This is a genomic window from Streptomyces roseifaciens (assembly GCF_001445655.1).
GTDB classification, from domain to species: domain Bacteria; phylum Actinomycetota; class Actinomycetes; order Streptomycetales; family Streptomycetaceae; genus Streptomyces; species Streptomyces aureoversilis.
In genome coordinates this window covers 1,082,921-1,109,507 of the sequence record NZ_LNBE01000003.1, presented here as the reverse complement: position 1 = coordinate 1,109,507, position 26,587 = coordinate 1,082,921, and the positions used below count along the sequence as shown (strand labels likewise).

21 protein-coding genes are annotated in these 26,587 nt (G+C 75.4%); 9 read left to right on the top strand and 12 right to left on the bottom strand.

Features of this window, described 5'->3' with window-relative positions; genetic code table 11:
• The first annotated feature begins 84 nt into the window (after positions 1-84).
• Positions 85-2,514, top strand: coding sequence for a right-handed parallel beta-helix repeat-containing protein (locus tag AS857_RS10675; RefSeq protein ID WP_058042873.1), 2,430 nt, complete (start codon positions 85-87; stop codon positions 2,512-2,514).
• Here the strand turns inward: AS857_RS10675 and AS857_RS10670 are convergent.
• A complete protein-coding gene (locus AS857_RS10670; RefSeq protein ID WP_420823927.1) occupies positions 2,484-4,763 on the bottom strand; it encodes a hypothetical protein in 2,280 nt (759 codons plus the stop codon). The two genes, AS857_RS10675 and AS857_RS10670, sit on opposite strands and share 31 nt — an antisense overlap.
• Before the next feature lie 306 nt (positions 4,764-5,069).
• Here AS857_RS10670 and AS857_RS10665 point away from each other — a divergent pair, with 306 nt between their 5' ends.
• Complete coding sequence (locus AS857_RS10665; RefSeq protein ID WP_058042872.1) at positions 5,070-5,930, top strand: DeoR/GlpR family DNA-binding transcription regulator; 861 nt, start codon at positions 5,070-5,072, stop codon at positions 5,928-5,930.
• Between the two features lie 45 nt (positions 5,931-5,975).
• Positions 5,976-6,470 carry an SRPBCC family protein gene (locus AS857_RS10660; RefSeq protein ID WP_058042871.1) on the top strand — a complete coding sequence of 165 codons (495 nt, stop codon included), beginning with the start codon at positions 5,976-5,978 and terminating at the stop codon, positions 6,468-6,470.
• An 89-nt stretch (positions 6,471-6,559) separates the two neighbouring features.
• Here AS857_RS10660 and cds1 read toward each other — a convergent pair whose 3' ends face one another.
• Positions 6,560-7,735, bottom strand: coding sequence for an L-cysteine desulfhydrase Cds1 (cds1, locus tag AS857_RS10655; protein WP_245699749.1), 1,176 nt, complete (start codon positions 7,733-7,735; stop codon positions 6,560-6,562).
• Positions 7,736-7,867: 132 nt separating this feature from the next.
• Here cds1 and AS857_RS10650 point away from each other — a divergent pair, with 132 nt between their 5' ends.
• Complete coding sequence (locus AS857_RS10650) at positions 7,868-8,200, top strand: hypothetical protein (RefSeq protein WP_058042870.1); 333 nt, start codon at positions 7,868-7,870, stop codon at positions 8,198-8,200.
• Between the two features lie 197 nt (positions 8,201-8,397).
• Complete coding sequence (locus AS857_RS10645; RefSeq protein ID WP_058042869.1) at positions 8,398-8,964, top strand: ATP-binding protein; 567 nt, start codon at positions 8,398-8,400, stop codon at positions 8,962-8,964.
• Between the two features lie 38 nt (positions 8,965-9,002).
• Here AS857_RS10645 and AS857_RS10640 read toward each other — a convergent pair whose 3' ends face one another.
• From AS857_RS10640 to AS857_RS10625, 4 genes are all read right to left on the bottom strand, one after another.
• Positions 9,003-11,585 (bottom strand): ABC transporter permease, encoded by a 2,583-nt coding sequence (locus AS857_RS10640; protein WP_058042868.1) that lies wholly within the window; start codon positions 11,583-11,585, stop codon positions 9,003-9,005.
• On the bottom strand, positions 11,582-12,391 hold the full coding sequence (locus AS857_RS10635; RefSeq protein WP_058042867.1) for an ABC transporter ATP-binding protein: 810 nt from the start codon (positions 12,389-12,391) through the stop codon (positions 11,582-11,584). The genes AS857_RS10640 and AS857_RS10635 overlap by 4 nt, the downstream gene beginning before the upstream one ends.
• Entirely contained in the window at positions 12,388-12,678 is a 291-nt protein-coding gene (locus AS857_RS10630; RefSeq protein ID WP_058042866.1) for an SHOCT domain-containing protein, read from the bottom strand. Before AS857_RS10630 ends, AS857_RS10635 begins: the two co-directional genes overlap by 4 nt.
• A gap of 240 nt (positions 12,679-12,918) precedes the next feature.
• Complete coding sequence (locus AS857_RS10625; RefSeq protein ID WP_058042865.1) at positions 12,919-14,139, bottom strand: ROK family protein; 1,221 nt, start codon at positions 14,137-14,139, stop codon at positions 12,919-12,921.
• A gap of 17 nt (positions 14,140-14,156) precedes the next feature.
• On the opposite strand from AS857_RS10625, the gene AS857_RS10620 reads away from it, so the two are divergent.
• Together AS857_RS10620 and AS857_RS10615 are read left to right on the top strand one after the other, a co-directional pair.
• A complete protein-coding gene (locus AS857_RS10620) occupies positions 14,157-15,377 on the top strand; it encodes an MFS transporter (protein ID WP_058042864.1) in 1,221 nt (406 codons plus the stop codon).
• 78 nt (positions 15,378-15,455) lie between these two features.
• Entirely contained in the window at positions 15,456-16,355 is a 900-nt protein-coding gene (locus AS857_RS10615) for a DUF2797 domain-containing protein (RefSeq protein ID WP_058042863.1), read from the top strand.
• A gap of 71 nt (positions 16,356-16,426) precedes the next feature.
• Here AS857_RS10615 and AS857_RS10610 read toward each other — a convergent pair whose 3' ends face one another.
• The 3 genes from AS857_RS10610 to AS857_RS10600 form a co-directional block, all read right to left on the bottom strand.
• The gene (locus AS857_RS10610; RefSeq protein WP_058044060.1) at positions 16,427-17,116 is read right to left on the bottom strand and encodes a response regulator transcription factor; all 690 of its coding nucleotides are present in this window, start codon (positions 17,114-17,116) and stop codon (positions 16,427-16,429) included.
• A 28-nt stretch (positions 17,117-17,144) separates the two neighbouring features.
• A complete protein-coding gene (locus AS857_RS10605; protein WP_079110224.1) occupies positions 17,145-18,368 on the bottom strand; it encodes a sensor histidine kinase in 1,224 nt (407 codons plus the stop codon).
• A 547-nt stretch (positions 18,369-18,915) separates the two neighbouring features.
• Positions 18,916-20,145 carry a geranylgeranyl reductase family protein gene (locus AS857_RS10600; RefSeq protein WP_058042862.1) on the bottom strand — a complete coding sequence of 410 codons (1,230 nt, stop codon included), beginning with the start codon at positions 20,143-20,145 and terminating at the stop codon, positions 18,916-18,918.
• A gap of 176 nt (positions 20,146-20,321) precedes the next feature.
• On the opposite strand from AS857_RS10600, the gene AS857_RS10595 reads away from it, so the two are divergent.
• Positions 20,322-21,719: a dipeptidase gene (locus tag AS857_RS10595; RefSeq protein ID WP_058042861.1), complete on the top strand. Its 1,398-nt coding sequence runs from the start codon at positions 20,322-20,324 to the stop codon at positions 21,717-21,719.
• A 51-nt stretch (positions 21,720-21,770) separates the two neighbouring features.
• Here the strand turns inward: AS857_RS10595 and AS857_RS10590 are convergent, their stop codons facing one another.
• Together AS857_RS10590 and AS857_RS10585 are read right to left on the bottom strand one after the other, a co-directional pair.
• The gene (locus tag AS857_RS10590; RefSeq protein ID WP_058042860.1) at positions 21,771-22,808 is read right to left on the bottom strand and encodes an NUDIX hydrolase; all 1,038 of its coding nucleotides are present in this window, start codon (positions 22,806-22,808) and stop codon (positions 21,771-21,773) included.
• A 207-nt stretch (positions 22,809-23,015) separates the two neighbouring features.
• Positions 23,016-23,987, bottom strand: a complete 972-nt coding sequence (locus tag AS857_RS10585) for an ROK family protein (protein ID WP_058042859.1) — start codon at positions 23,985-23,987, stop codon at positions 23,016-23,018.
• A gap of 189 nt (positions 23,988-24,176) precedes the next feature.
• Between AS857_RS10585 and AS857_RS10580 the strand changes: the two genes are divergently transcribed.
• Positions 24,177-25,166 carry a LacI family DNA-binding transcriptional regulator gene (locus AS857_RS10580; protein WP_058044058.1) on the top strand — a complete coding sequence of 330 codons (990 nt, stop codon included), beginning with the start codon at positions 24,177-24,179 and terminating at the stop codon, positions 25,164-25,166.
• Positions 25,167-25,188: 22 nt separating this feature from the next.
• On the opposite strand, the gene AS857_RS10575 is transcribed toward AS857_RS10580, so the two are convergent.
• Positions 25,189-26,463 (bottom strand): DUF6986 family protein, encoded by a 1,275-nt coding sequence (locus tag AS857_RS10575; RefSeq protein ID WP_058042858.1) that lies wholly within the window; start codon positions 26,461-26,463, stop codon positions 25,189-25,191.
• Between the last annotated feature and the right edge of the window lie 124 nt (positions 26,464-26,587).

Here is a 26,587-nt window from a genome sequence, read left to right as displayed (position 1 = left end):
GCGCGCTACGGTGGCTACGGTGACCGGCGCGCTACCGGCCGGCCCCGGGTGAACGCACGCACGAGGTGGGGGCACAGCAGCACCATGGCAGAGGGCTCCGTCCAGGTGACGCATACCGGCACGTCGCGTTGGCGGCGGCGCACGGGCGAGTACGACTCCCTCGCCTCGGCCCTGGAAGCGGCGGTGGACGGGGACGTGCTGTCCGTCGCCCCCGGCACCTACCGGGAGAACCTGGTCGTCAACCGCGCGGTGACGCTGCGCGGCGCGGAGGGCTCGCGCGGCAGCGTGCGCATCGCGCCCGCCGACGGAGTGGCCCTGACCGTACGGGCGTCCGCGGCGCTGCAGGACCTGCACATCGAGGGGCACGACGCCGCGGCCCCCGCGCTCGTCGTCGAGGACGGGGCGCCGGAGCTGGCCGGCCTGCGGATCGTGGCGCGCTCGGCGGTGGGCATCGAGGTGCGCGGCGGCTCCCGGCCCACCGTGCGCCACTGCACCGTCGACAACCCCGGCGGCGTCGGCATCAGCGTGGTGGACGGCTCGGGCGGCGTCTTCGAGGACTGCGAGGTGGTGGCCGCCGGGCAGGCGGGGTTCGCGGTGCACGGCGGGGCGCATCCGCGCCTGGAGCGCTGCCGGGTGCACCACGCCTCGGGCGAGGGGCTGTCGCTCACGGGCGAGGGCAGTTCGCTGGAGGCGGTCGGCTGCGAGGTGTACGAGGTGCGCGGGGCCGGGGTGCAGGTGGCCTCCCGGGCGGCCGGCCGGCTGACGGACTGCCGCGTGCACCGCACGAACGGCGACGGGGTGAGGCTGGACACGGACGCCGTGCTCTCGCTGGTCGACTGCGACATCCACGACGTGCCGGAGAACGGGGTGGACCTCAGGTCCCGTTCGGTGCTGTCGATGACGCGCTCGGCGGTGCGCCGGTTCGGGCGCAACGGCCTGTCCGTGTGGGACCCGGGCACGCGCGTGGACGCCGACCTGTGCGAGATCCACGACAGCAAGGGCGACTATCCGGCGGTGTGGATCAGCGACGGGGCGACGGTCTCCCTCGGCTCCTGCCGGGTGCACGACGTGCCGGACGCCCTGTTCGTCCTGGACCGCGGCTCGCACGTGGACGTGGTAGACAGCGACCTCTTGCAGGTCCGCAACACGGCCGTGTCGGTGAGCGACGGGGCGACGGCCCGGCTCGCGGGCTGCCGGATCCGCGAAGTGGGCACGGGCGCGTGGTTCCGCGACCACGGCAGCGGCGGCTCCATGGCCGGCTGCACCATCGACGCCGCGGCGACCGGCGTCATCGTCACCAAGGGGGCCGACCCCAGCGTCGAGCAGTGCACCGTGAGTTCGCCCGTGGAGGCGGGCTTCTACGTCTCGGCCGGGGGCCGGGGCACGTTCCACGAGTGCCGGGTGACGGGCAGCGGCGGCTACGGCTTCCACGTCATCGACGGCTGCCGGTCGACCCTCACCCGCTGCCGCACGGAGCGCTGCGAGCGCGCGGGTTTCGAGTTCGCGGAGGCCGGCCCGGTCAGCGAAGGCTGTACGAGCGACGAGGCGGTGACGTCCGCGGCGGTCGCTGCGGTGCCCTGCGGGCCGGCGGGCGGCGGGAGATCAGTCGTGACGGCCGTTCCGCGGGCGACGGTGCTTCCGGTGGCCGTGCCGGTGCAGCGCTCGGCCGAGGAGGTGCGTCCCGCGGCCGTCCCGGAGGGCGCGCGGGCCTCGGCGACGGTGCTGCGCGAACTGGACGCCCTGGTGGGCCTGGAGAGCGTCAAGAAGGAGGTCCGCGCCCTCACGGACATGATCGAGGTCGGGCGGCGCCGGCAGCTGGCCGGGCTGAAGGCCGCCTCGGTGCGCCGGCACCTGGTCTTCACGGGCTCTCCCGGCACGGGCAAGACGACGGTGGCCCGCCTCTACGGCGAGATCCTCGCCTCGCTCGGGGTGCTGGAGCGCGGCCACCTGGTGGAGGTCTCCCGCGTGGACCTGGTGGGCGAGCACATCGGCTCGACGGCCATCCGTACCCAGGAGGCGTTCGACCGGGCCCGCGGGGGCGTGCTGTTCATCGACGAGGCGTACGCGCTCGCCCCCGAGGACTCGGGGCGGGACTTCGGCCGGGAGGCCATCGACACGCTGGTGAAGCTGATGGAGGACCACCGGGACGAGGTCGTGGTGATCGTCGCCGGCTACACCGACGAGATGGACCGCTTCCTGACGGTCAACCCCGGAGTGGCCTCGCGCTTCTCACGCACCATCACCTTCGACGACTACGCGCCGGAGGAGCTGCTGCGCATCGTGCAGCAACAGGCGGACGAGCACGAGTACCGGATCGGGGCCGGGGCGTCCGAGGCGCTGCTGCAGTACTTCACGGACATCCCCAGGGGGCCGGCGTTCGGCAACGGCCGTACGGCCCGGCAGACGTTCGAGGCGATGGTCGAGCGGCACGCGGGCCGGGTGGCGCAGCTGACCGACCCGAGCACCGACGACCTCACCCTGCTCTACGCCGAGGATCTGCCCGCGCTGCCCTGACGGGGCACCGGTATCCAGGCGGCGAGGCGGGCCAGCAGGGCCGCGCGGGTCCGGGCGAACTCGGGGTCGGACTGGTAGTGGGAGTGGCCGAGGATGGCCGCGGGCAGCGGGTGCTCGGCCGTACGGCCGTAGGCGAGGGGGTCCTTGAGGGGGCCGCGGTCCACGGCGGTGGCGGCGGGCACCTCGCCGGGCAGGCGGACGGGGCCTCCGATGGGATCCGTGAGCCGCCACAGATTGCACCAGCAGTGGATGTCGTCGTGCAGCGCGGCGAGCTTCACGGGCCCGAAGTAGGCCGGGAACCACCGTCCGTAGAGCCGCTCCAGGGGCGATCCGTAGGTGAGCAGCGCGACCCGGCCGCGGGTGGCGGCGGGCAGCTGCCAGACGGCGGCCGCGGCGAGGACGCTGCCCTGGGAGTGGCCGGAGATGACGAGCCTGCCGCCGGTGCGCTCGGTCCAGGTCCGCATCCGCCAGGTGAGGTCCGGCACGGCGCGTTCCGCGTAGCAGGGCGGGGCGAAGGGGTGGGCGGCGCGCGGCCAGAAGGTGCCGACGTCCCAGAGGATGCCGACGGTGCGGCGGGCGGCGGGGTCGCGGTAGGCGCGGCGGCCCCAGGCGATCAGCAGGACGAAGCCGAGGCCGACGCACCAGGATCCGAGCGCCTGGGCGGTCTGCGCGACGTCCTCGACGATGCGGGTGGTGCCGGCGGCGGCCCGCCCCGGCACGTCGTGGGTGCTCCAGGCTCCGGCGACCGCACCGCCGCCCAGGAGGAGAGTGAGCAGGGCGACCGTGCCGAGGACCCAGGGGGTGGCGTCGGTGAGGCCGGCGCGGGCGACGGTGCCGGCGATGGCGCGGGTGCGCGCCCGGTCGTGGCCCTCGCCGGGATAGCCGTCCGGGACCGTGCGGCACAGGCGCTCGCGCAGGCGCACGGTGCGCACCACGAGGACGAGGAGCAGCAGGAACAGGACCGCGAGGAGCGGCGGGATGACGGACGCCTGCCAGGTGAGCAGGGCCGGTGGTCCGCCGATCGGGCCGTCGCCCATGCCGGGGGTGGCCGGGCCGTCGAGCCAGTCGGCGACGCGCTGGGCGACGCCTGCGGTCATGACGCCGCCGAGTGCGCAGGCGAGGGTGGCGACGGCGGGGCCCGCGAGCCCTCCGAGGGGCGTCCGTTCGGCGGGGGCGGCGCGGTGCAGGCGGCGGGCGGCGAGGGCGAGGAGGAGGACGAGGGCGCCCTGGCCGAGGGCGATCAGGCCGAAGACGCGGTCGCCGGGGAGCATGCCGCGGGACTGCCAGCCGGGCCGGTCCCAGGCGGCGTAGGCGGCGGCGAGGAGGAGCAGGCCGAGCGCGGTGAAGGGCAGGGCGGCGACGGTGAACCGGTCGAGGGTGTCGTCGGGGGCGCCCTCGCTGCGGCCCCGGCGGCAGACCGCGTGGACGACGAACACGGCGGCAGCGGCCAGGACTGCGATGAGGGCCCAGCCCAGGGCGTCGAGCACGGCGCTGCCGCCGGGTGCGCGGTCGTGGCGGGAGGCGGCCTGGGCGAGGAAGGCGGCGACGGTGAGCAGGGCGGCGGCCGTGTGGGCGGCGCGCAGGCGGGCGACGATGCGCCGCCCGTACCAGAAGCCGGGCAGGCACAGGGCGGGGCGGCCGCCGGCCGTGCGGGTGTCCTCGTCGGAGCCGGCGCGGGCGGGGACCTGGGCTTCGTAGGCGCTCCAGGTGCGGCGGGAGAGGAGCCAGAGCAGGCCGGTCAGGGCCGTGGGCACGGCGGCGGCGAGGGCGAGCCTGCGGCCGGGCGGGCTCCACCAGCCGTGCCGGTCGGCCGACATGAAGCCGAGCCAGGCCTTGCCCGAGGAGCACGCGTGCGTGCCCGCGCACTGCCACGCCGTCAGGTCGAGGGCCACCTCGCAGGCCGCGGCGGTGAGCAGCACGGTGAGGGTGAGGGCGACGAGCCGCACCAGCAGGCCGTAGGCCCGGACGGTGCGGGGGCGGCCCTCGGAGGTGGGGCGCATCCAGTGGGCGAGGTTGATGACCATGAAGGGCAGGAGCATCAGCCACAGGGCGCGGGAGCCGTCGCCGGAGGTGAGGTTGGACCAGACGTAGGCCTCCCGGACCGGTTCGCCGCGGTGGTCGCCGGGGCGGGTCTCCGCGTCGAGGTCGGCGACGCGGCGGTGGATGCCGGCGATGCCGTCCCCCGTGACGCGCTCGGTGCGCGGATCGCCCAGCATGGCCTGCGGCGTGGCGCCACCGACGCCGTGCACGAGCAACTCCAGGGCGAGCCCCGGTGCGTTCGCCGGCGGGGCCTTCGCTGCTGAGGCTTCCTCCTGCTCCTGCCCGGGCGCTTCCGTACCTTGCCTCTGCGGTCGTTCCTCCGGTGCCACCGCGTCCCCCGATCCCGGTGTGGTTCTCCCTCCACCAGCATGGTGCCGGTGGGCACTGACAATCGGCCGCAGCCGGTGGGCGAGGCCCAATCGTGATCCGGCCGAACGGAGACGATCGCCTGAGCGGCTCGCGTGGGAGGATGAGCGCGCACGACTGCCGGCGGCTGACCGGAAAGGACGGGCCGGGTGAGCGACAACCAGAATCTCCTGGCGGAGCAGCGGCGTGCGCTGATCCTCGACGAGGTCAGGAGGCGCGGTGGGGTGCGGGTCAACGAACTGACGCGGAGGCTCAATGTCTCGGACATGACGGTCCGTCGGGACCTCGACGCGCTGGCCCGGCTGGGCGTGGTGGAGAAGGTGCACGGCGGTGCGGTGCCGGTCGCGGAGGCGACGACGCACGAGCCCGGGTTCGAGGCGAAGTCGGCGCTGGAGCTGGCCGCCAAGGAGGACATCGCGCGGGCGGCGGCGCGGATGGCCCCGCCGGGCGGTGCGATAGCCCTGGCGGGCGGGACGACGGTGTTCGCGTTGGCCCAACGGCTGGTGGACGTACCGGATCTGACGGTGGTGACGAATTCGGTGCGGGCGGCCGATGTCTTCCACAGCGCGCAGCGGCCGGTGACGGCGGCGGGCCCGTCGGCCCGGCCGGGGGCGGCGACGGTGGTGCTGACGGGCGGGGTGCGTACGCCTTCGGACACGCTGGTGGGGCCCGTCGCGGACGCGGCGATCCGTTCGCTGCACTTCGACGTGCTGTTCATCGGGGTGCACGGCATCTCCGCGGAGGCGGGCCTGTCGACGCCGAACCTGGCGGAGGCGGAGACCAACCGGCACTTCGTGCGGTCGGCGCGGCGCGTCGTGGTCCTCGCCGATCACACCAAGTGGGGGACCGTGGGGCTCAGTTCGTTCGCCCTGCTGGACGAGGTGGACGCGCTCGTCACGGATGCGGGGCTGCCGGAGGCGGTGCGGCGGGAGATCGCCGAGAGGCTGCCGGAGCTCGTGGTGGCGGATGCTTCCGGTGACTCCACCACATGCGACGGCGTGCGGGGCTAAGGTATCGGCACCCGGCAGGCCGCCGACCCTTTGGGGGTTCTCTCGATGGTGTACCGACTGCGCCCGGTGGGGCTGGACTTCGTCGCGAACGCACCGTTGCGGGTGGTTCTGGCCTCCCGTACGGCGGCCGCGCCGGAGGAGGTCTTCCGGGCACTGGCGCTGGACGTTCCGGGCTGGACGCGCTGGTTCCGAGCGGTGACGCTGGCGCGGCCCGTGCAGAGGGCCGGGTGCGAGGGCCGGGAGGTGCACCTGCTGGGCGGGGTGCGCCTCATGGAGACGGTGATGGCGGCCGAGCCCTCGCACCGGTACGCGTACCGCATCGACGTGACGAACGTGCCCGGGGTGCGGGCGATGCTGGAGGAGTGGCAGCTGCTGCCCTCGGGGACGGGCACGGTGGTCCGGTGGACGGTCGCGCTGGACGCTCCCGCTGCGGTGCGGCTGCTGGTGGCGCTGGGGCGGCCGGGGCTCAGGCACGCCTTCCGTGACGCGCTGCTGACGCTCGACCGGCGCCTGGCGGCGATGCGGGGCGGCACGCGCTGACGGCGGGTGCCCGGCGCGGGCGGCGGGCACGGGCGGCGGGCGCGGCGGGTGGCGGTGCGCCGGGCGAGTGGCGCGCCGGGCCGGGGGTGTCAGTCCGGCCAGCGCCCCGTGGCCAGGAACGTGGTGATGGCTGCGGCGTACGGCCCGATGTCCAGGCCCTGTTCGGCGAGCCAGGCGTCGGAGTAGTACGTGTCGAGGTAGCGCTCTCCCGGGTCGCAGAGGAGGGTGACGATGCTGCCCTTGGCGCCGTTGCCGGCCATCTCGGCGACGATCTTGAGGGAGCTCCACAGCCCCGTGCCGGTGGAGCCGCCCGCCCTGCGGCCAATGGCCTGCTCCAGGGCGCGGACGGCGGCGATGCTCGCGGCGTCCGGCACCTTCATCATCCGGTCGATCACGCCCGGCATGAAGCTGGGTTCCATGCGCGGCCGGCCGATGCCCTCGATCCGCGAGCCGCGCTCGCCGGTCACCGCGGGGTCGTGGTTCTTCCAGCCCTCGAAGAAGCAGGAGTACTCGGGGTCGGCGACGCAGATGCGGGTGTCGTACTGCATGTAGCGCACGTAGCGGGCGATGGTCGCGGAGGTGCCGCCGGTGCCCGCGGTGGCAACGATCCAGGCGGGCACGGGGTGGCGTTCGCTGCGCAGCTGGCTGTAGACCGATTCCGCGATGTTGTTGTTGCCGCGCCAGTCGGTGGCCCGTTCGGCGTAGGTGAACTGGTCCATGTAGTGGCCGCCGGAGCGCTCGGCGAGCAGGGCGGCTTCCGCGTACATCTTGCGGGGGTCGTCCACGAAGTGGCACCGGCCGCCGTGGAACTCGATGAGCCGGGCCTTCTCCCGGCTGGTGGTGCGGGGCATGACGGCCACGAACGGCACGCCGATCAGGCTCGCGAAATAGGCTTCGGAGACCGCGGAGGAGCCGCTGGACGCCTCGACGACGGGGGCTTCGGGGCGGATCCAGCCGTTGCAGAGCCCGTGCAGGAAGAGCGAGCGGGCGAGGCGGTGCTTGAGGCTTCCGGTGGGGTGGGTGGACTCGTCCTTGAGGTAGAGGTCGATGCCCCACTCCTCGGGCAGGGGGAAGCGCAGCAGGTGGGTGTCGGCCGAACGGTTCGCGTCGGCCTGGACCTTGCGGACCGCTTCGGCGAGCCAGGCGCGGTAGGCCGGGTCGGTGCGGTCGACGTCGAGGGTGGGGGCGGGGCCTGCTGCGGAGGCGGCCGGGCCCCGGCCGAGGGCCGCCCCGTCCGCATCCCCCGGGTCCACGGTGCCGTTCACGCCGCTCCTCCCGTTCCATCCGGGCCCATGCGGAGCACTCGGACCTTTCGATCATAAATGGGCACTGGTGCGTGAGCCGCCTCACAGGCAGACTGCGCACGAGCACACGAATCGGCCGGGGAGGCGGTTGGCGTGGCGGAGCCTGAGTTCACTGCGACCGGGGTGCGGATCGAGCGATCCCTTCGCTCGCTCACCCGGGCGGGCCAGGTCAAGATCAAGGACGGCAGGCTGGAGCTGCTCACCAGCTACGGCCGGGAGATCGACAGCGCCCCCCTGGGGTCGGTCCACGCGAGCAAGCCGTGGTTCTCCGGCCGGGACCGCGCCCGGGCGACCGTGAACGGCACGCGCTACCTGCTCACCCTGGGCCGGCTGGAGGACGCGCCGGAGGAGGCGTCGGGGGAGGCCGCCGTCCGGCGGTTTCTGGAGGCCGTCCGCTCCGGACGCCATGGTGACGCCAGGGGCTGAGGGTGCAGAAGTTGCGCTTCCGGCTGTGGGAGTCGACCCTTGATTCGTACCAGCATCACTGAGGGTTCACCGGTGGCTACGCTCTGGACATCAGCCGCCGCCCGGCTCGGCAGCCGTCTCCGCCGGCCCGGCCCCAGCGCGTGCCAGAACGCCCTTCTGCATCAGGCTAGCCCTACTTCTTCCAGGGAGTCGCAGCCGTGATCAGCCGACCGAACAAGCACTGCACCGTAGAGCTCCAGGCTCTTCCGCCGCGGATCGGCCAGGTCCGCAGAATCGTATCTGCGCAACTGCGGTACTGGAATCTCGATCCGCTCATCGACCCCGCGGCGCTCTGTGTCACCGAACTCCTGACCAACGTGCACCAGCATGCCGAACCGGACAAACGCTGCACGGTCGAGATCGACCTCGTACTGGACCGGCTCACCGTCTCGGTCCGCGACCACGACCCGCGGCTGCCCCGCGTCGCGGACCCGGACGCCGGCAGCACCCACGGCCGCGGTCTCGCCCTGATCGCGGCCGTCAGCGACAGCTGGGGCGTGCAGGAGCGCCACGACGGCGGCAAGGTCGTCTGGTTCTCGCTGCCCGTCCCCGAGCCGGCCGCCGGCGGCCGGCAGACCCGCGACGACCGGACGACGGTCACGTTCGAACAGCCCGTCCCGGCCCTCCCGCCGCTGGAGGAGCCCGCGTTCGACGAGCCCGCCGCCGCCCGCAGGCCGGCCGCGGTGCTCGACCGCTCCCCCGTCCGCTCCGCCGTTCCCGGCTGACCGGACGGGGGTCCCCACCCCGGGCGGGTGCGCGGTGCTCACTCCGCCGCGACGGCGCGCAGGACGTCCAGGCGCGCCGCCCGCCGGGCGGGCCGCAGCCCCGCCAGCGCGCCGGCGGCCGACCCCACCAGGGCGACCACCGCCAGGCGCGGCACCGGCACGGAGAAGGCGGCGGTGCCCGTGGCCCGTACGAGGGCCCAGCCGAGGAAGCCGCCGAGCACCAGACCGCCGGCCGTGCCGAACGCGGCGACCAGGACCGACTCCCAGCGGACCATCGCGCGCAGCTGCCCGCGGGTCTGCCCCACCGCCCGCAGCAGACCCAGCTCGCGGGTGCGTTCGCGGACCGCGAGGGTCAGGGTGTTGGCGATGCCGAGCAGGGCGATGACCACCGCAAGGGCCAGCAGGGCGTAGACCAGGGTGAGCATCGTGTCGACGCTCTTCGCCGAGGAGGCCGCGTACTCCGCGCGGGTCTGGACCTCCGGATTGCCGTACGCGGCGGACGCCTTCTCCACGGCGGCCTTGCCGGCGGCGGTGGGGACGCCCTTCTTGAACGCGACGGCGACGACCCGGTCGGCGTCCTGGCCCCGGTGCGGGCTCCACGCCTCGCGGGAGAGGACATAGTCGCCGGCGAGGCTGCGCTCCCCGTAGACCGCCCGGACGGTGAAGCGCTGCTTCTGCCCGTCGACGAAGGTGACTTCGGCGGTGCTGCCCACCGTCCAGCCGCGCTTGTCCGCCTCGTCCCGCGAGACCGCGAGACCGTCGGCGCCGAGGGCGCCCGGCGCTCCGTCGACCGGACCGAGGTCGAGCACGGCGGTGAGGGCGGCGGGGTCGGCGACCGTGACCTGCCGGCCGCCCCCGTCCACGACGGCGACGCCCTTGCCCAGGCCCAGCGCGGTGCTCACCTCGGGCAGCCGGGCGAGGGCGGGCGCGAGCCGCGGGCTGAGCCCGCTGCCGCCCGCGCCCAGCGCCGGGACGCTGACGGCGACGTCCCCGGCGAAGGCGCGGCCGACCGCCCGGTCCGTCGTCGCCTTCAACGACGCGGCGAAGACGGTGAAGAGGGTGACGACGGCGACGCCCAGTACGAGGGCCATGGCCGTGGCCGCGGTGCGCCGGGGACTGCGCAGGGCATTGCGGCGCGCGAGCGACCCGGTGAGCCCGCGCAGCCGGACGAGCGGAGCGCCCAGCGCGCGGACCGCGACGGAGGAGATGACGGGGCCGAGGGCCACGAACGCCGCGAGGACGAGCAGGGCACCGGTCCCGGTGAGCAGGACGGAGGGTGTCCCCGCAGCACCGGTGGCGGTCAGGGCGACTCCGGCGAGGAGCAGCCCCGCCCCGGCGAGCGCGCGGCCGCGGGAGGCCGCGGAGTCGTCGACGGCCGCCTCGCGGAGCGCGGCCAGGGGTGCCGTGCGCCCTGCCCGTACGGCGGGCAGCAGCGCCGAGCCGAGGCAGACCAGCAGGCCGGTGGCGGGCGGCAGCAGCAGGGAGAGCGCGCTGATCACCAGGCCGCCCTGCGGGAACGGGAATCCGACGGCCGGGAAGAGCGCCTGGAGCCCGGCGGCGATGCCGATGCCGCACAACAGCCCGGCTGCCGAGGCGGCGGCTCCCACGGCGGCGGCCTCGGCCAGGGTGGCGGCGAGGAGCTGCCCGCGCGAGGCGCCGATCGCACGCAGGAGGGCGTTGTCGCGCGTGCGCTGGGCGACGACGACGGCGAAGGTGTTGTGGATGCTGAAGGTGGCCACCAACAGGGCGATTCCGGCGAACACGAGCAGCAGGGTCGTGAACAGCGACAGGAACCCGCCGGAGATGGCGTCCCTGTTCTCGTCGGCCCACTCCTGCCCGGTGACGGCCTCGACTCCCGCGGGGAGTACGGGCTTCAGCCGCTCGACGAGCTGCTGCCCGTCGATGCCTGCGGCAGCGCGGACGCGGACCGCGGTGGCCCGGCCCGGCTGCGGAGTCAGGTACTTCTCCGCGTCGGCGCGGGTCAGTCCGGTGTACGTGGTCCGGCCGAGGCCGTCCTCGCCGCCCGCCGTCGCGATGCCCACGACGGTGACGGCGAGGGGGTCCGGGGTGCGCAGGACGGTGCGGTCGCCGATGCGCAGTCCCCCGTCCTCGGCGGCGCCGCGGTTGACGACGGCCTCCCCGGGGGCGGCGGGCGCGCGTCCGGCGGCGAGCCGGTAGGGGTTGAGGCGTGGGTCGTCGATCCAGTTGCCCGCCAGGGTGGGCGGGCCCTGGCCGCCCACGGGCTTGCTGTCGCGTCCGACGAGCTGCCCGGCGCCCTGGATCTCGGGTACGGCGGCGGCGACGCCGGGGACCTTCTCCAGGGACGAGGCGAGGTCGGTGGGCACGGTGCGCCGGGTGCCCTGGCCCGCGTCGGGTGCGGTGACGACGTCGGCGCTGCGGACGACCGCGTCCGTGCCCGCTGCGGCATTGGCGAAGAGCGTGCCGAAGGAGCCGCGCAGGGTGTCGCCCATGACAAGGGTCCCGCTGAGGAAGCCCACGCCGAGCAGCGCGGCGAGGAACGTACCCGCGAAGCGCCTCTTGTGCGTGCGCAGGGAGGAGGCGCTGAGGCGCAGGGCGGCGGCGAGGCCCCTCAGGCGCGGGGGTGCGGTGCCGGTGGTCATGACGGCACCTCCGCACGCCCGGGGACGCCCGGCCGGTCGAGGCTCTTGAGCCGGTCGAGGACGCTGTCCGCCGTGGGGTCGCTCAAGTGGCCGACGAGCCTCCCGTCGGCGAGGAAGACGACGTCGTCGGCGTGTGCGGCGGCGACCGGGTCGTGGGTGACCATGACGACCGTACGGCCCATGGTGCGCACGGCGCGGCCGAGCAGGTTCAGGACCTCCTCGCCGGAGCGGGAGTCGAGGTTGCCGGTGGGCTCGTCGGCGAAGACGACGTCGGGGCGGCCGGCGAGGGCACGGGCGACGGCGACGCGCTGCTGCTGGCCGCCGGAGAGTTCGCCCGGCCGGTGGTGCAGCCGGTCGCGGAGGCCGACGACGTCGACGAGGGCGTCGGTCCACTCGTCGTCGCCGCGGTCGCCGCGCCTGCCCGCGAGGTCCTGGGGCAGCGAGATGTTCTCGGCGACGGTGAGGGTCGGCACGAGGTTGAAGGCCTGGAAGACGAAGCCGATCCGCTCGCGGCGCAGCAGCGTCAGACGGCGGTCGTCCAGGCCCCCCAGCTCGGTGTCACCGATGAACGCGGAGCCGGAGGTGAGGGTGTCGAGCCCCGCGGCGCAGTGCATGAGGGTCGATTTCCCGGAGCCGGAGGGGCCCATGATGGCGGTGAAGCGGCCGGCCGGGAAGTCGACGCTCACTCCGTCGAGGGCGGTGACGGCGGTGCCGGTGCCGCGCGCGGTGCCGCCGTAGACCTTGACGGCGTCGACCACGCGCGCGGCGGGGACCTGCGCAGCGGGCGTGGGGCGAGGGGCGCTCATGCCGCACCGCGCTTGCCGGGCGTGCCGAAGTGCTCCTCGAGGACGGACACGCGCCGCCAGTACTCGTCCTCGTCGATCTCCCCGGCGGCGAAGCGGCGGCCGAGGACGGTCAGCGGCGAGTGCTCGGCGCGCGCCTGCCGCTGGTGCCAGGGGGCCCTTCCGCCGCGCCATACGGTGCGGCGCAGGAAGGTGACGACGCCGATGACGACGGCGGCCCAGACGAGGGGGAAGAAGAGGATCCAGGGGCCCGGGCCGCCGTCGGCCAGGGCGTGGGCGAGGGTGTTCATGAGGGATCGGCTCCTCGGTGGTGGCGGATGCCGGCGACGGGTCGTCGCCCACCACCGAGCCTCGCCGCAGGGGGCCTCCGGGTCGTCCTACGGCCGGCTGCCGTACGGCTGCCGCGCGGGGAGTACGCAGGGGTGGTGCGCGTACTCCGCGGTGTCCTGCGGGATTGCCTGGCTGCTGTCCCTCCGCCGTCCGTGAGCGGTCACGCGTGCGCGCGCACGCGTGACCGCCGGCGGCGTCCGTCAGCCCAGGGCCGCCAGCGGGTCGTCGAGGACGGGCTGCCAGGCGGCTTCGGCCGCGCCGATGAGGCTGTTGTAGTCGAGCGTGCAGGGCAGGATCGGCACGCTGCCGCTGCGGCCCCACAGGCTGCGGTCGGCGACGACGGCACGCAGCCGCTCGGGGTCGGCGTCCAGCAGGGCGCGGTGGAGCCCGCCGAGGATGATGCGGTCGGGGTTGAGGATGTTGACGAGGCCCGCGAGGCCGAGGCCGAGGCGGTCGACGATCAGCTCGGCGGCGGTGCGCACGGCCGGGTCGGAGTACTCCGTGCGGAGCAGGTCGCGGGCCTGCTGCAGGAGGGAGACCTCGGGGCCGGGGGTGCGGCCGGCCGCGGTGAGGAAGGCGAGCGGGTCCGTCTCGACGTCCAGGCAGCCGCGGCTGCCGCAGTGGCAGGGCAGACCGGCGGGGTTGACGGTGAGATGGCCGACCTCCAGGGCGAGGCCGGAACTGCCGCTGTGCAGGCGGCCGTCGAGGACGAGCGCTCCGCCGACGCCGCGGTGGCCCGTGGCCACGCACAGCAGGTGCCGGGAGCCGCGGCCGGCGCCGTGCCGGTGTTCGGCCAGCGCGGCGAGGTTGACGTCGTTGCCGGTGGAGCCGGTGGCGGTGACACCCCCCGGGCCGGGGATCCCGGCCTTGGCCAGGGCCTGGGTGAACAGCTCGCGGACCGGTGCGCCGGCGGGCCAGGACAGGTGGAGCGGGTTGAGGGCGGTGCCCTCCGGCTCGGCGACGGCCGAGGGGACGGCGAGGCCCGCGCCCAGGCAGCGGCGGCCGGTCTCGCGCAACAGCCCGGCCCCGGCCTCGACCACGGCGTCGATGATGTGCGACGGGTCGGCGGGGACGGTCATGCAGCCGGGCGCGGTGGCGACCATCCGGCCGCCGAGACCCACGAGAGCGGCGCGGAAGCCGTCGGCGTGGATCTGGGCCGCGAGCACCACCGGTCCGCCGGGCGCGACGGACAGCCGGTGCGAGGGGCGGCCCTGGGAGCCGGCCGCCGCGGGGCGGGCGTCGACGGTGATCAGTCCGAGGGCCTCCAGCTCGGCGGCGACGGCACCGGCGGTCGCGCGCGTCACCCCGAGTTCGGCGGTGAGCACCGCGCGCGTGGGGGCGCGGCCGGTGTGTACGAGCTCCAGGGCCGGGCCGAGGGCGCCGCGGCCCCGCTCCAAACGTGTTGTCCGAGTCTGGGTCACACCCCTATTCTGACTTTGTGCCGACGCTAAACAAAATACGGACGGCCCTTCTGGGCGAACAGCGCCCGGCTCCGGCCGCACCCGCCCTCCGCCGCCTCCGCATCGCCATCACCCTGTTCTTCGCCCTGGACGGCTTCCTCTTCGCCGGCTGGGTGGTCCGCATCCCCGCCATCAAGGAGCAGACCGGGGCGTCCGCGGGCGCCCTCGGCATGGCCCTCCTCGGCGTGTCGGCGGGCGCGGTGGCCACCATGGTGCTGACCGGACGGCTCTGCCGCCGGTTCGGGAGCCACCCGGTGACCGTCGCCGCCGCCGTGCTGATGTCCGCGGGGATCGCCCTGCCGCCGCTGACGCATTCGGCCCCGGCCCTCGGCCTGGTCCTGCTCGTCTTCGGCGCCGCCTACGGCGGCATCAACGTCGCCATGAACAGTGCGGCCGTCGACCTCGTCGCCGCGCTCCGCAGACCCGTCATGCCGGGCTTCCACGCCGCGTTCAGCCTCGGCGGGATGCTGGGCGCAGGCCTGGGCGGCCTCGTCGCCGGACAGCTCTCCCCCACCCGCCACCTGCTGCTCCTGGGCCTCATCGGACTCGCCGTCACCGCGATCGCAGGGCGCATCCTCCTGGCCCACCCGGCGCCGCGGACCGAGCGGGCCGGGGCCGCCGCGGCAGCGGATGGCAACCCCTCCGGCCGCGGGCGGCGGACGGTCGCCCTCTTCGGTGTGATCGCCTTGTGCACGGCCTACGGCGAAGGGGCGCTCGCGGACTGGGGCGCGCTGCACCTGCAGCAGGACCTCGGGGCCCGCGCCGGTGTCGCGGCCGCCGGCTACTCCGCCTTCGCACTCGCCATGACCCTCGGCAGGCTGAGCGGCACCGTGCTGCTCGAACGCCTCGGCCAGACGGCGACCCTCGTCGCCGGCGGGACCGCGGCCGCCGCCGGCATGCTGCTCGGATCGCTGGCGCCCACGGTCTGGGCCGCGCTCGCAGGCTTCGCGATCACGGGCCTGGGGCTGGCCAACGCCTTCCCCGTCGCGGTCGGACGGGCCGGGGAGCTGGGCGGTCCGGCGGGCGTGGCCGCGGCCTCCACCTTCGGCTACGGCGGCATGCTGCTCGGGCCTCCGGTCATCGGCCTCCTCGCCGACGCCTCGTCCCTGCCCGTGGCGCTGACCACCGTAGCGGCGCTCGCAGCCGTGGCCGCGGCCGTCGCCTACGTCACCCGCCGCACGGTCGCCGGGGCCCGCTGAGGCGGGCCCGCCCGCGGGCGGACGGCGTTGTCAGTGGGAGCTGACACAATCCGAAGGCGTGGACGGAAGGGGTGGGCCATGAGCATCGAGCAGGGGGAGTGGCGGTGCGGCGGGGTGCGCTGGGGGCCCGCAGGGCCCTCGCTGGCCTGGCTGCACCCCGTGCACGGCGAGCGCAGCACCCCGCTGCCCGCAGGGCGTCCGATCGCCTTCACGACGGGCGGCGCACGGCGGTGCGTGGGGGTCCGCAGGGCCGGGCGGCGCACGCCGTGCCCGGTGGGCGCGGAGGTGGCGGCCCCGGCGGTCTCGGCGCAGTGCGCGGAGTGCGCACGGCTGGACCGCTCGCACTCGGTCGCCGCCGACACCGCCCTCGACGACCCCCGCCCGTACGACGTGTACCTGGCGTGGTCGGTGCCCGGAGCGGTCAAGGTCGGCATCACCGCGGCCGAGCGCGAAGGGGTGCGCCTGCTCGAACAGGGCGCGCTGTCCTACGCGCTGCTGGGGCGCGGGCCGCTGATGGCGGCCCGCCGTGCGGAGGCGGTGCTCGGCGCGGCGCTCTCGGTTCCCGACCGCATCCCCTACGCCGCCAAGCGGGCCGCCCGGTGCCCCGCGCCCGCCCAGGAGTCGCGGACGGCCGAACTGGCGGCCCTGCACGCCCAGGCGTGCGGGCTCGGCACGCTGCCGGAATCGCTGACCGTGCTGCCCTTCGCCCCCGTGCACCACGACGCGGTCTTCCACCTCGACCGGCTGCGGCCGGGCTGCGGGACGGTCGTGCTCGCACCCGGGTGCACGATATCGGGCAGCGTCGCCGCGGTGGCGGGGCCCGACCTGTATCTGGACGCGGCGGACGGCCGGCAACTGCTCGTCGACGCACGGCAGCTGGCCGGGTGGGCGCTCACGGCGGCGGCGCCGGGGGCGGAGACGACGGCCGAGGTGCACATACGCCCGCCCGGGGCCACCGGCCCGGAGGCCCTCTTCTGACGGCCGCCGATCCGGAGACCCCTTCCTGAAAAAGCCCGCCACGCCACGGAAGAGCGGGTGCAGGGGCGGGGTCAGCCCAGCCAGCCGGGCCGCACGAGCCCGCTCTCGTAGGCGAGGACGACGAGCTGGGCCCGGTCGCGGGCACCCAGCTTGACCATGGCGCGGCTGACGTGGGTCTTGGCGGTCAGGGGGCTGACGACGAGCCTCCGCGCGATCTCCTCGTTGGACAGGCCGATGCCGACCAGCGTCATCACCTCGCGCTCGCGGTCCGTCAGCTCCGTGAGGCCCGCCGCCCCGGCGGGCTCCTTGGACCGCGCGGCGAACTCGGCGATGAGGCGGCGCGTCACGCCCGGCGAGAGCAGGGCGTCCCCGTGCACCACGGCCCGCACCGCACGCAGCAGTTCCTCCGGCTCGGTGTCCTTGACCAGGAACCCCGAGGCGCCGGAGCGGATGGCCTCGAAGACGTACTCGTCCAGTTCGAAGGTGGTGAGCATGATGACCTTCACGTCCGCCAGGGCCGGGTCCCCGGTGATCCGCCGGGTGGCGGCGAGGCCGTCGAGGACCGGCATGCGGATGTCCATGAGGACGATGTCCGGCCGCAGTTCGCGCACGAGGGCGAGGGCCTGCTCGCCGTCGGCGGCCTCGCCGACGACGGCGATGTCGGGCTGGGCGTCCAGCAGGGCGCGGAAGCCCGCGCGGACGAGCAGCTGGTCGTCCGCGAGCACCACCCGGATCCCGGTCACGGCGTCTCCTTCGTGCATGGCGCCTCCGTGGCCCATCGGTTCCCCTTCACGACGTCTCCTTGCGCGAAGAAGTGAGCGGCAGCCGGGCCCGTACGCGGAAGCCGCCGTCCGGCCGGGGACCCGCCTCGGCGGTGCCGCCCAGGGCCGCGGCCCGCTCGCGCATGCCGACCAGGCCGTTCCCCCCGCCGGTGACCGTGCCCGCCAGGGCGGGTCCTTCGTCGTCGACGGTCACTTCGAGGGCGTCGGCCCCGTAGTGCAGCCGGACCTCGGCCGTGCGGGATCCGGAGTGCCGGACGATGTTGGTGAGGGCTTCCTGGACGATGCGGAAGGCCGCGAGGTCGGCTCCCGGCGGCAGGCCCCTCCGCGGGCCCTCGGCCGTGACCCGCACGTCCAGTCCGGCCCCGGCCGCCTGCCGGACCAGCTCCTGCAGCCGGTCGAGCCCGGGGGCCGGGGAGCGGGGCGCGTCGCCGGGGGCGCGCAGGGTGTCGAGCACCTGGCGGACCTCGCCGAGCGCCTCCTTGCTGGCGGCCTTGATGGTGGTGAGCGCGGCCCGGGCCTGCTCCGGGTGGCTGTCGATGAGGGCGAGCCCCACCCCGGCCTGGACGTTGATGACGGAGATGCTGTGCGCGAGGACGTCGTGCAGCTCGCGCGCGATGCGCAGCCGCTCCTCGTCGGCACGGCGGCGCTCCGCCGCGGCGCGCTCGGCCCGGGCGTGCGCCCACTGCTCGCGCCGTACGCGCACGAACTCGGCCCCGGCGACGACGGCGACGGCCCAGGCCGCGGGCGCCCACTCCTCGCCCCAGGGGGCCGGCCCGTCGCCGCCGGGCGGCAGCCACCGGTAGAGCCAGTGGGAGAGGAGGAGGTGCCCGGCCCACAGCAGGCCGACGGCGCACCACACGGCGCGGCGGCGCCCGGCCACGACCGCCGTGAAGCAGCTGACGGCGACGCAGGCGAACACCGGGCCGTAGGGGTAGCCGCCGCCGAGGTAGAGCGCGGTGACGAAGCAGGTGCCGAAGACGGCGAGGGAAGGGTGGCGGTGGCGCAGGAACAGGAAGGCCGGCCCGGCCGCGAGCAGCACCCGCGCGAAGGAGTCCAGCGGGGCCCGGTCGGGCTGGTTGAGCGCGGCGTAGTGGCTGCCGACCTGCTGGAGGGCGGCGACGGCGAGGGTGGAGGCCCACGGCAGGCGGCCCGCCGGGCGGGCGAGCCACCGCTCCCACGGCGGCTCGGCGCCGCGCTCCCGCGCCCACGGCGCCCGTCTCTCGCTGCCCATACGGGCAAAGCTAGTCGGCGGCGGCGCCCGCCGCGTCAGCCGTGCGCGGTGGGCGCGTCTACTCCACCGGGAGTAGGGAGCCCGGCACGCCGGGACGTCGCGGCGGGAGGGCTCGAGGGCCGGCTGACGCCCGAGGAGCGGCTGACGGCCGGAATCCGGATGACGGCCGGAATCCGGATGACGGCCGTGCAGCGGCCGGCTCTCGGAGACCGGCCAACGCCCGAGGAGCGGCTGACGCCCGAAGACGGCCAGCGCCTGAAATCCGACCTGCTCCCGAAGACCTGCCGACTCCCGGAGACCGGCCGGATCCCGGAGACCGGCAGCGGCCCGGATGCCGGCCGACGGCCGGGCGCGCCGGGCGCCTTGGGATCGATAGCCGGACCGGGACCGGTGGCCGAACCGGGAGCCGCGGCCGGACCGCGAGTCACGTCCGGCCCGGAGTCACGGACCGGCCCAGAGTCACGGCCGTGCCCGGAGCTACGGCCGTGCCCAGAGCTACGGCCGTGCCCGGAATTCCAGGCGGGCGGGTGTTACCGGCAGCCCGGAGCTACGGGCGGTCGGCCGCGGAGAGGACGCGCCGGGCCAGCGGGTGCGTCCGGACGATCTCCGCGAGGGTGGTCGTGCCCCGGGTGATCCTGGTGAAGGCGTGCCACGCCGGGCGGAAGCCGGTGAGCGCGGCGTGCATCAGACCGGGGCGGCGCTCGTAGAAGGCGAGCATGCGGCGGCCGACGCCCATCTCCACGCCCAGCCCGGCCTTGATGGCGAAGGCGTAGTTGAGGGCCTGGCGGCGGGCGTCGACCGCGTCCTGCGCCTCGCCGATGCGGACCGCCCACTCCCCCGCCAGCCGGCCCGAGCGCAGGGCGAAGGAGATGCCCTCGCGGGTCCACGGCTCCAGGAGGCCCGCGGCGTCGCCGCAGACGATGACGCGGCCGCGGGAGAGCGGGGAGTCGTCCGAGCGGCAGCGGGTGAGGTGGCCGGAGGAGATGCTCGGCTCGAAGCCCGCGAGGCCGAGGCGGGCGATGAAGTCCTCCAGGTACCGCTTGGTGGCCGAGCCCTCGCCGCGGGCCGAGATCACGCCGACGGTGAGGGTGTCGCCCTTGGGGAAGACCCAGCCGTAACTGCCGGGGATCGGGCCCCAGTCGATGAGCACGCGCCCGGCCCAGTCCTCGGCGACCGTCGGGGGAACGGGGATCTCGGCCTCCAGGCCGAGGTCGACCTGGGCGAGCTTCACCCCCACGTGTGCCCCTATGCGCCCGGCGCTGCCGTCGGCCCCGACGACCGCGCGGGCGAGGACCGTCTCGCCGCTGGAGAGGACCACGGCGACCGTGCGGCGGTCGGGCACGGCCGGGCCGTGCTGCTCGACGCGCGAGACGGTCACGCCCGTGCGCAGCTCGGCGCCGGCGTCCTTGGCGGCCTCGACCAGGGCGGCGTCGAACTCGGGCCGGTTGATGAGGCCGAACAGCATCCGCTTGGAGCGGCGCGTGCGCGTCAGCTTCCCGTTGAGGGAGAAGGTGACGGCGTGGACGCGGTCGCGCAGGGGCAGTTCGAAGCCGGGCGGCAGGGCGTCCCGCGAGGGGCCGATGATGCCGCCGCCGCACGTCTTGTAGCGCGGCAGCTCGGCCTTCTCCAGGAGCAGTACCCGGCGGCCCGTGGAGGCGGCGGCGTGGGCGGCGGAGGCCCCGCCGGGCCCTGCGCCCACCACCACGACGTCCCACACCGGCTCCGGGCCCCCGCCCGCGTCCCGCTCCGCGCCCTCGGCTGCGTTGTCGCTGCTCACCTGTGCTTCTACTCCCGCTCGATCACCGGCTACGGCTACCGCCCGCATCCTACGGCCAGCCTTCCGCGGCGCCGCCACGGGAAGCCCGTGGGCGCAGCTGGAGGCGGGCGTGGGAGGATCGACGGCACAATCGCCCATACGTACGGATACAACGCAGCGTCCACAAGGAGCGTTCCATGGAAGCGTCCTCGAACCACCACCACCGGCCGGTCCCGGCCGAACTGGCGGCGACGGTTGCCTCGCTGCAGTCCCGCGCCAGGACCGAGCTGGCCGAGCTGGTGGCCTTCCGGTCGGTGGCGGACGAGGCACAGTTCCCGAAGAGCGAGTGCGAGGCGGCGGCGGGCTGGGTGGCCGACGCCCTGCGGGCCGAGGGGTTCGAGGACGTCGCCCTGCTCGACACCCCCGACGGCACCCAGTCCGTCTACGGCTTCCTCCCCGGCCCGGCGGGTGCCCCCACCGTGCTGCTCTACGCGCACTACGACGTGCAGCCGCCGCTGGACGAGTCGGCCTGGCTCTCGCCCCCGTTCGAGCTGACCGAGCGCGACGGGCGCTGGTACGGGCGCGGCGCGGCCGACTGCAAGGGCGGGGTGGTCCTGCACCTGACCGCCCTGCGCGCGCTCAAGGAGCACGGCGGTGTGCCGGTCAGTGTGAAGATGATCGTCGAGGGCTCGGAGGAGCAGGGCACCGGCGGCCTGGAGCGCTACGCCACGGCGCACCCCGAGCTGCTGGCCGCCGACAGCATCGTCATCGGCGACGCCGGCAACTTCCGCGTGGGCCTGCCCACGGCCACCGCGACGCTGCGCGGCATGACGCTCGTCCGCGTCAAGGTGGACACCCTGGAGGGCAATCTGCACTCGGGGCAGTTCGGCGGCGCGGCGCCCGACGCCCTGGCGGCGCTGATCCGCATGCTCGACTCGCTGCGCGCCGAGGACGGTTCGACTACCGTCACCGGCCTGGAGGCCGAGGCGGCGGCGAGCTGGGAGGGCATGCAGTACCCGGAGGAGGACTTCCGCAAGGACGCAAGGGTCCTCGACGGCGTGGGGCTGATCGGCTCGGGCACCGTCGCCGACCGGCTGTGGGCGCGGCCCGCCGTCACCGTCCTCGGCATCGACTGCCCGCCCGTCATCGGCGCCACCCCCTCGGTCCACGCGGGTGCCCGGGCGCTGATCAGCCTGCGCGTGCCGCCGGGCACGGACGCGGCCGCGGCGACGAAGCTGCTGGGCGAGCACCTGAAGGCGGCGGCCCCGTGGGGCGCGCGCGTCGCGGTGGAGCAGATCGGCCAGGGCCAGGCGTTCCGCGCGGACACCGGCAGCCCGGCCTACACGGCGATGGCCGACGCCATGCGCATCGCCTACCCGGGCCAGGAGATGCAGATCTCCGGCATGGGCGGCTCGATCCCGCTGTGCAACACCCTCACCGCGCTGTACCCGGAGGCGGAGATCCTGCTGATCGGGCTGAGCGAGCCCGAGGCGCAGATCCACGCGGTCAACGAGAGCGTCTCGCCGGAGGAGCTGGAGCGGCTCTCCCTGGCGGAGGCCCTGTTCCTGGGCAACTACGCGGAGAGCAAGCGCTGACGTACCGCGGCCGGGGCCGGGCTCCGCGGCCCGGCCCCGGCGCCCGCAGGCTCACCCGACGGGGACGCCCGCCTCGAGGTTGAGCGGGCGCCCCTGCTCGCGGGCGCGCAGCGCCCAGCGCAGCCTGCTCAGCCGCACGGGCGGCAGCAGGGAGGCCGCCTCGCTCTCGGTGACGAACCGCCAGCCGCGCAGTTCGGAGCCGGGCAGCAGGAGCCGGCGGGCGTCGGCCCCGGCCAGCCGCCCGCCGTCGAAGAGGAACCGCAGGCCGCCGTAGCCGGGCGGCTTGGGCGGCTCCCAGTCGACGACCAGCAGGCGGGGCACCTCGGCGAGCCGGATGCCGAGCTCCTCGGCCACCTCGCGCATCCCGGCGCGGGCGGGCGCCTCGCCGGGCTCGACCACGCCGCCGGGGAACTCCCAGCCCGGCTTGTACGTGGGGTCGACCAGCAGGAAGCGGTCCTCCTCGTCGAAGAGGAGCACCCCGGCGGCGAGCGTCTCGGCCGTCGGCTCGGGGGTCTGCACGATGGCGCACGGCCCGGCGGCGCCGCTGCGCACGGCGTCCGCGACCCGCTCGGCCGCCTCACGCGGCGTCAGGTGGCCGGTCTCGACGGCGTAGGCGTCGGTACGGAGCCAGGAGAGCGCCTCGCGGTAGGGGGCGATGTGGTCCAGCGCCCACTGCCGGACGGACTCGCTGCGGTCGGGGTCGTCCGCGAACTCCTCGCGTCCTGCTATCCGGGCGCGCAGGATCGTTTCATCGACAGCCAGCAGCACATGTCGCACCGGGATGCGGCGTGCGGCGAGCCCTCCGAAGATCTCGTCCCGGTACTCCTGGCGCAGCAGGGTCATGGGGACGACGAGCACCCCGCCGACCTCGGCGAGCAGGGCGGCCGCCGCGTCGACGACCAGCCGCCGCCAGACCGGCAGGTCCTGGAAGTCGCCGACCTCGCCCATTCTCTTGGGCGGCAGCAGGTACTGCAGCGCCCCGCCGATCACCTCGGGGTCGTAGAGGGTGCTGTCCGGGATCAGCTCGGTCAGTTCCCTGGCCGTGCTGGTCTTCCCCGCACTGAACGCGCCGTTCAGCCAGACGATCACGGTTCCCCCTTCTCCGTAGACCCCTGTGAAGTGCCCGGAACACCTTGCCACGGAAACGCGTGTGAGAGGCACGGTGCCGAGGTCCCCGGCCCGCAGGAAGGGGCGGGCCCCGGCCGGGGCTTCCGGCTGCGTCCATCACAGCAGCGGCCCCTACCGCCACTGTCCGGCGCGTTCTACGACAGAACCGGGTCCTTCCCCCGCCGGGTGCTACGCCGGGCCGGGCTCCCGGGCGGTCCACAGCCCGAGTTGCTGCGCGGCCGCCGCGGCGGCCCCCACGAGGCCCGCGTCGGAGCCCAGTTCTGCGGGCAGCACCTCGATGCCCGCCGCGAACGACAGCGTCGCGTAGTCGCGCAGGCGCGCGCGCAGCGGGGCGAAGAGGACGTCCCCCGCACCCGCCACGCCGCCGCCTATGACGGCGACCTCGACCTCGACCAGCGTCGCTGTCGCGGCGATGCCCGCGGCCAGGGCCTGGGCGGCCCGCTCGAAGGAGGCGCGGGCCACGGCGTCGCCCGCCCGGGCGGCCGCTGCGACGGCCGCGGCGCTCCGGTCGCCGTCCGGGCCCGGAATCCAGCCGGCATCCAGCGCGCGGCGGGCGATGTTGGGCCCGCTGGCGATGCGCTCGACGCAGCCGCGGGCGCCGCAGGGGCAGGGGTCGCCGTCGAGGTCGACGCTGATGTGCCCGATGTGGCCCGCGTTGCCGGTGGGGCCGGGGTGCAGTCGGCCGCCGAGGACCAGACCGCCGCCGACGCCGGTGGACACCACCATGCAGAGGGCGTTCGCGCGCCCCCGGGCGGCGCCCTGCCAGTGCTCGGCCGCGGTCATCGCGACACCGTCGCCGACGAGCACCACCGGCAGGCCGTCCGCCCGCCGCGCCACCTCGGCGACCAGGGGGTAGTCCCGCCAGCCGGGGACGTTGACGGGGCTGACGGTCCCCCGGGACGCGTCCACCGGCCCCGCGCTGCCGATGCCCACGGCCCGTACGCGCGGCCACTGCGCCGCGCACCCGAGCTCCTCCAGCACCTCCGCCACCGCGCCCATCACCGTGGCGCCGTCCTCGCGCGCGGGGGTCGGCCGCTGCGCGCGGGCCAGCAGCCGGCCGCGGTCGTCCACCAGCGCGCCCGCGATCTTGGTGCCGCCGATGTCGAGGGCCGCGACAAGGTCGGCGAAGTCGGTGCGCATGGGGACGATCTCTCCTGGTGGGGCGGGGGTGCGGGCGCTGCGGAGGCCAGTCTGTCCGGATCTGACAACGTTGTCTAGGCTCTATGCTCGACGTCATCCCGCACCGGCCCCTGGTAAGGACGAGCACCCGTGTCGAGCAGCGCCCAGCCCGCCCGCAGCCCCTCCTCCCGATACGGCGCCCGCCCGACGATGAAGGACGTGGCGGCCCGCGCCGGCGTCGGCCTGAAGACCGTCTCCCGGGTGGTGAACGGAGAGCCGGGCGTCACCCCCGACACCGAGCGGCGCGTGCAGGACGCGATCACGGCCCTGGGCTTCCGGCGCAACGACAGCGCCCGCATCCTGCGCAAGGGCCGCACCGCCTCCATCGGGCTCGTCCTCGAAGACCTCGCCGACCCCTTCTACGCGCCCCTCAACCGGGCCGTCGAGGAGGTCGCCCGCGCCCACGGCGCCCTGCTCATCAACGGCTCCAGCGCGGAGGACCCGGAGCGCGAGCGGGAGCTCGCGCTGGCCTTCTGCGCCCGCCGGGTCGACGGTCTGATCATCATCCCGGCCGGCGACGACCACCGCTACCTCGAACCGGAGATCGCGGCGGGCATCGCCACGGTCTTCGTCGACCGCCCGGCCGGCCGGACCGACGCCGACGTCGTGCTCTCCGACAGCTTCGGCGGCGCCCGCGAGGGCGTCGCCCACCTCGTCGCGCACGGCCACCGCCGCATCGGCTTCATCGGCGACCGCCCGCGCATCCACACCGCCACGGAGCGGCTGCGCGGCTACCGCGCCGCCATGGCCGCCGCCGGCCTGCCCGTGGACGAGTCCTGGGTGTCCCTGGGACCCACGGCTCCCGAGCACGTGCGCGCCGAGGCGGAGCGGATGCTCGCCGGGCCGCAGCCGGTGACCGCGCTGTTCGCCGGCAACAACCGGGTGACGGCCACGGTCGTACGCGTCCTGGCCCGCTCGCCCCGCCCGGTCGCCCTCGTGGGCTTCGACGACCTCGAACTGGCCGACCTGCTCTCCCCCGGCGTCACCGTCGTCGCCCAGGACGCGGCCCGGCTGGGCCGCACCGCCGCCGAACGGCTGTTCCGCCGGCTGGACGGGGTGGCGGAGCCGCCGCAGCGGGTGGAGCTGCCGACCCGTCTGATCGTCCGCGGCTCGGGCGAGCTGCCCCCCACCGAGGGCTGAGGGAGGAACCTGGGGCGGGAGTTCAGCCCGTCCGCCCGGCGAGCCCCTCCAGGCCGTCGCGGCTCAGGCCCGTCAGGGCCGTCACCTCCGCCGCGTCCACGGCGCCGCAGTCCAGGCCGCGCAGCAGGTGACCGCTGAGCGCCCGCGCGGTGGCGGGCTCGTCGAGGATGTCGCCGCCGGAGCGGTTGACGTAGGCGTCCAGGCGGGCGGCCGCGCTCTCCAGGCCCTCGCGGTAGAAGGCGTACACCGCGGCGTAGCGGGTGGGCAGATGACCCGGGTGCATGTCCCAGCCCTGGTAGTAGGCGCGCGTCAACGACCGGCGCACGAGGCCGTGGTGGAGCCGCCAGGCGGCGTGCACCTGGGGTGTCGGCCCGACGGGCAGGACGTTGGTCGAGCCGTCGGAGACGCGGACGCCGGTGCCCGCAGCGGCCACCTGCATGACGGCCTTCGCGTGGTCGGCCACGGGGTGGTCGGGCGACTGGTGCGCGGCGCCCACGCCGCAGGCGGCGCTGTAGTCGAAGGTTCCGTAGTGCAGCGAGGTCGCGCGGCCGCCCGCCGCGTCGATCATCCGGGCGACGGTGGCGCGCCCGTCGGCCCCGAGGATCGCCTGCGTGGTCTCGATCTGTATCTCGAAGCGGATCCGGCCGGGCTCCAGCCCCCGCGCCTTCTCGAACTCCCCGGCGAGCTCGGCCATGGCGGCCACCTGCTCGGCGTAGGTGACCTTGGGGAGGGTGAGGAGCAGCCCTTCGGGCAGCCCTCCGGCCTCCATCAGGCCGGTGAGGAAGATGTCGAGGGTGCGGATGCCGCGGTCCCGGACGGCCGCCTCCATGCACTTCATGCGGATGCCCATGAAGGGCGCCGCGGTGCCCTCCTCGTACATCCCGGCCACCAGCCGTGCCGCACGGGCGGCCGCCGCGTCCTCCTCGTCGTCGGGGCGCGGCCCGTAGCCGTCCTCGAAGTCGATGCGGAGGTCCTCGACGGGCTCCCGCTCCAGTTTGGCGCGCACGCGGTCGTGGACGGGGCCGGCGAGGGCCTCGGGGAGGCCGAGGACGGCGGCGAGGGAGGCGGCGTCGGGCGCGTGCTCGTCGAGGGCGGCGAGCGCCCGGCCGCCCCAGAAGCGGACGGTGTCGGCGGCGAAGACGTCGGCGGGGACGTAGACGGTGTGGACGGGCTGGCGGGTGCCGGGGTCGCCGGGGTAGCGGCGCGCGAGCTCGGCGTCGACGCCCGCGAGGGAGGCGCCTATGCGCTCCCCCACCGCGCTCGCGAAGGTCGTCGCGACCGTCCCGTGCTGTCCCATGGCACACCCCTCCGCACAGCCTCCCGGCCGGTGCCGGAAGGTACCTCCACAGACGGAACCGATCGTCCGTGCGGGCGAAGCTATCGACGGCCCGGCGGCGGGTCAACAGGACGGCGGCCGCCGG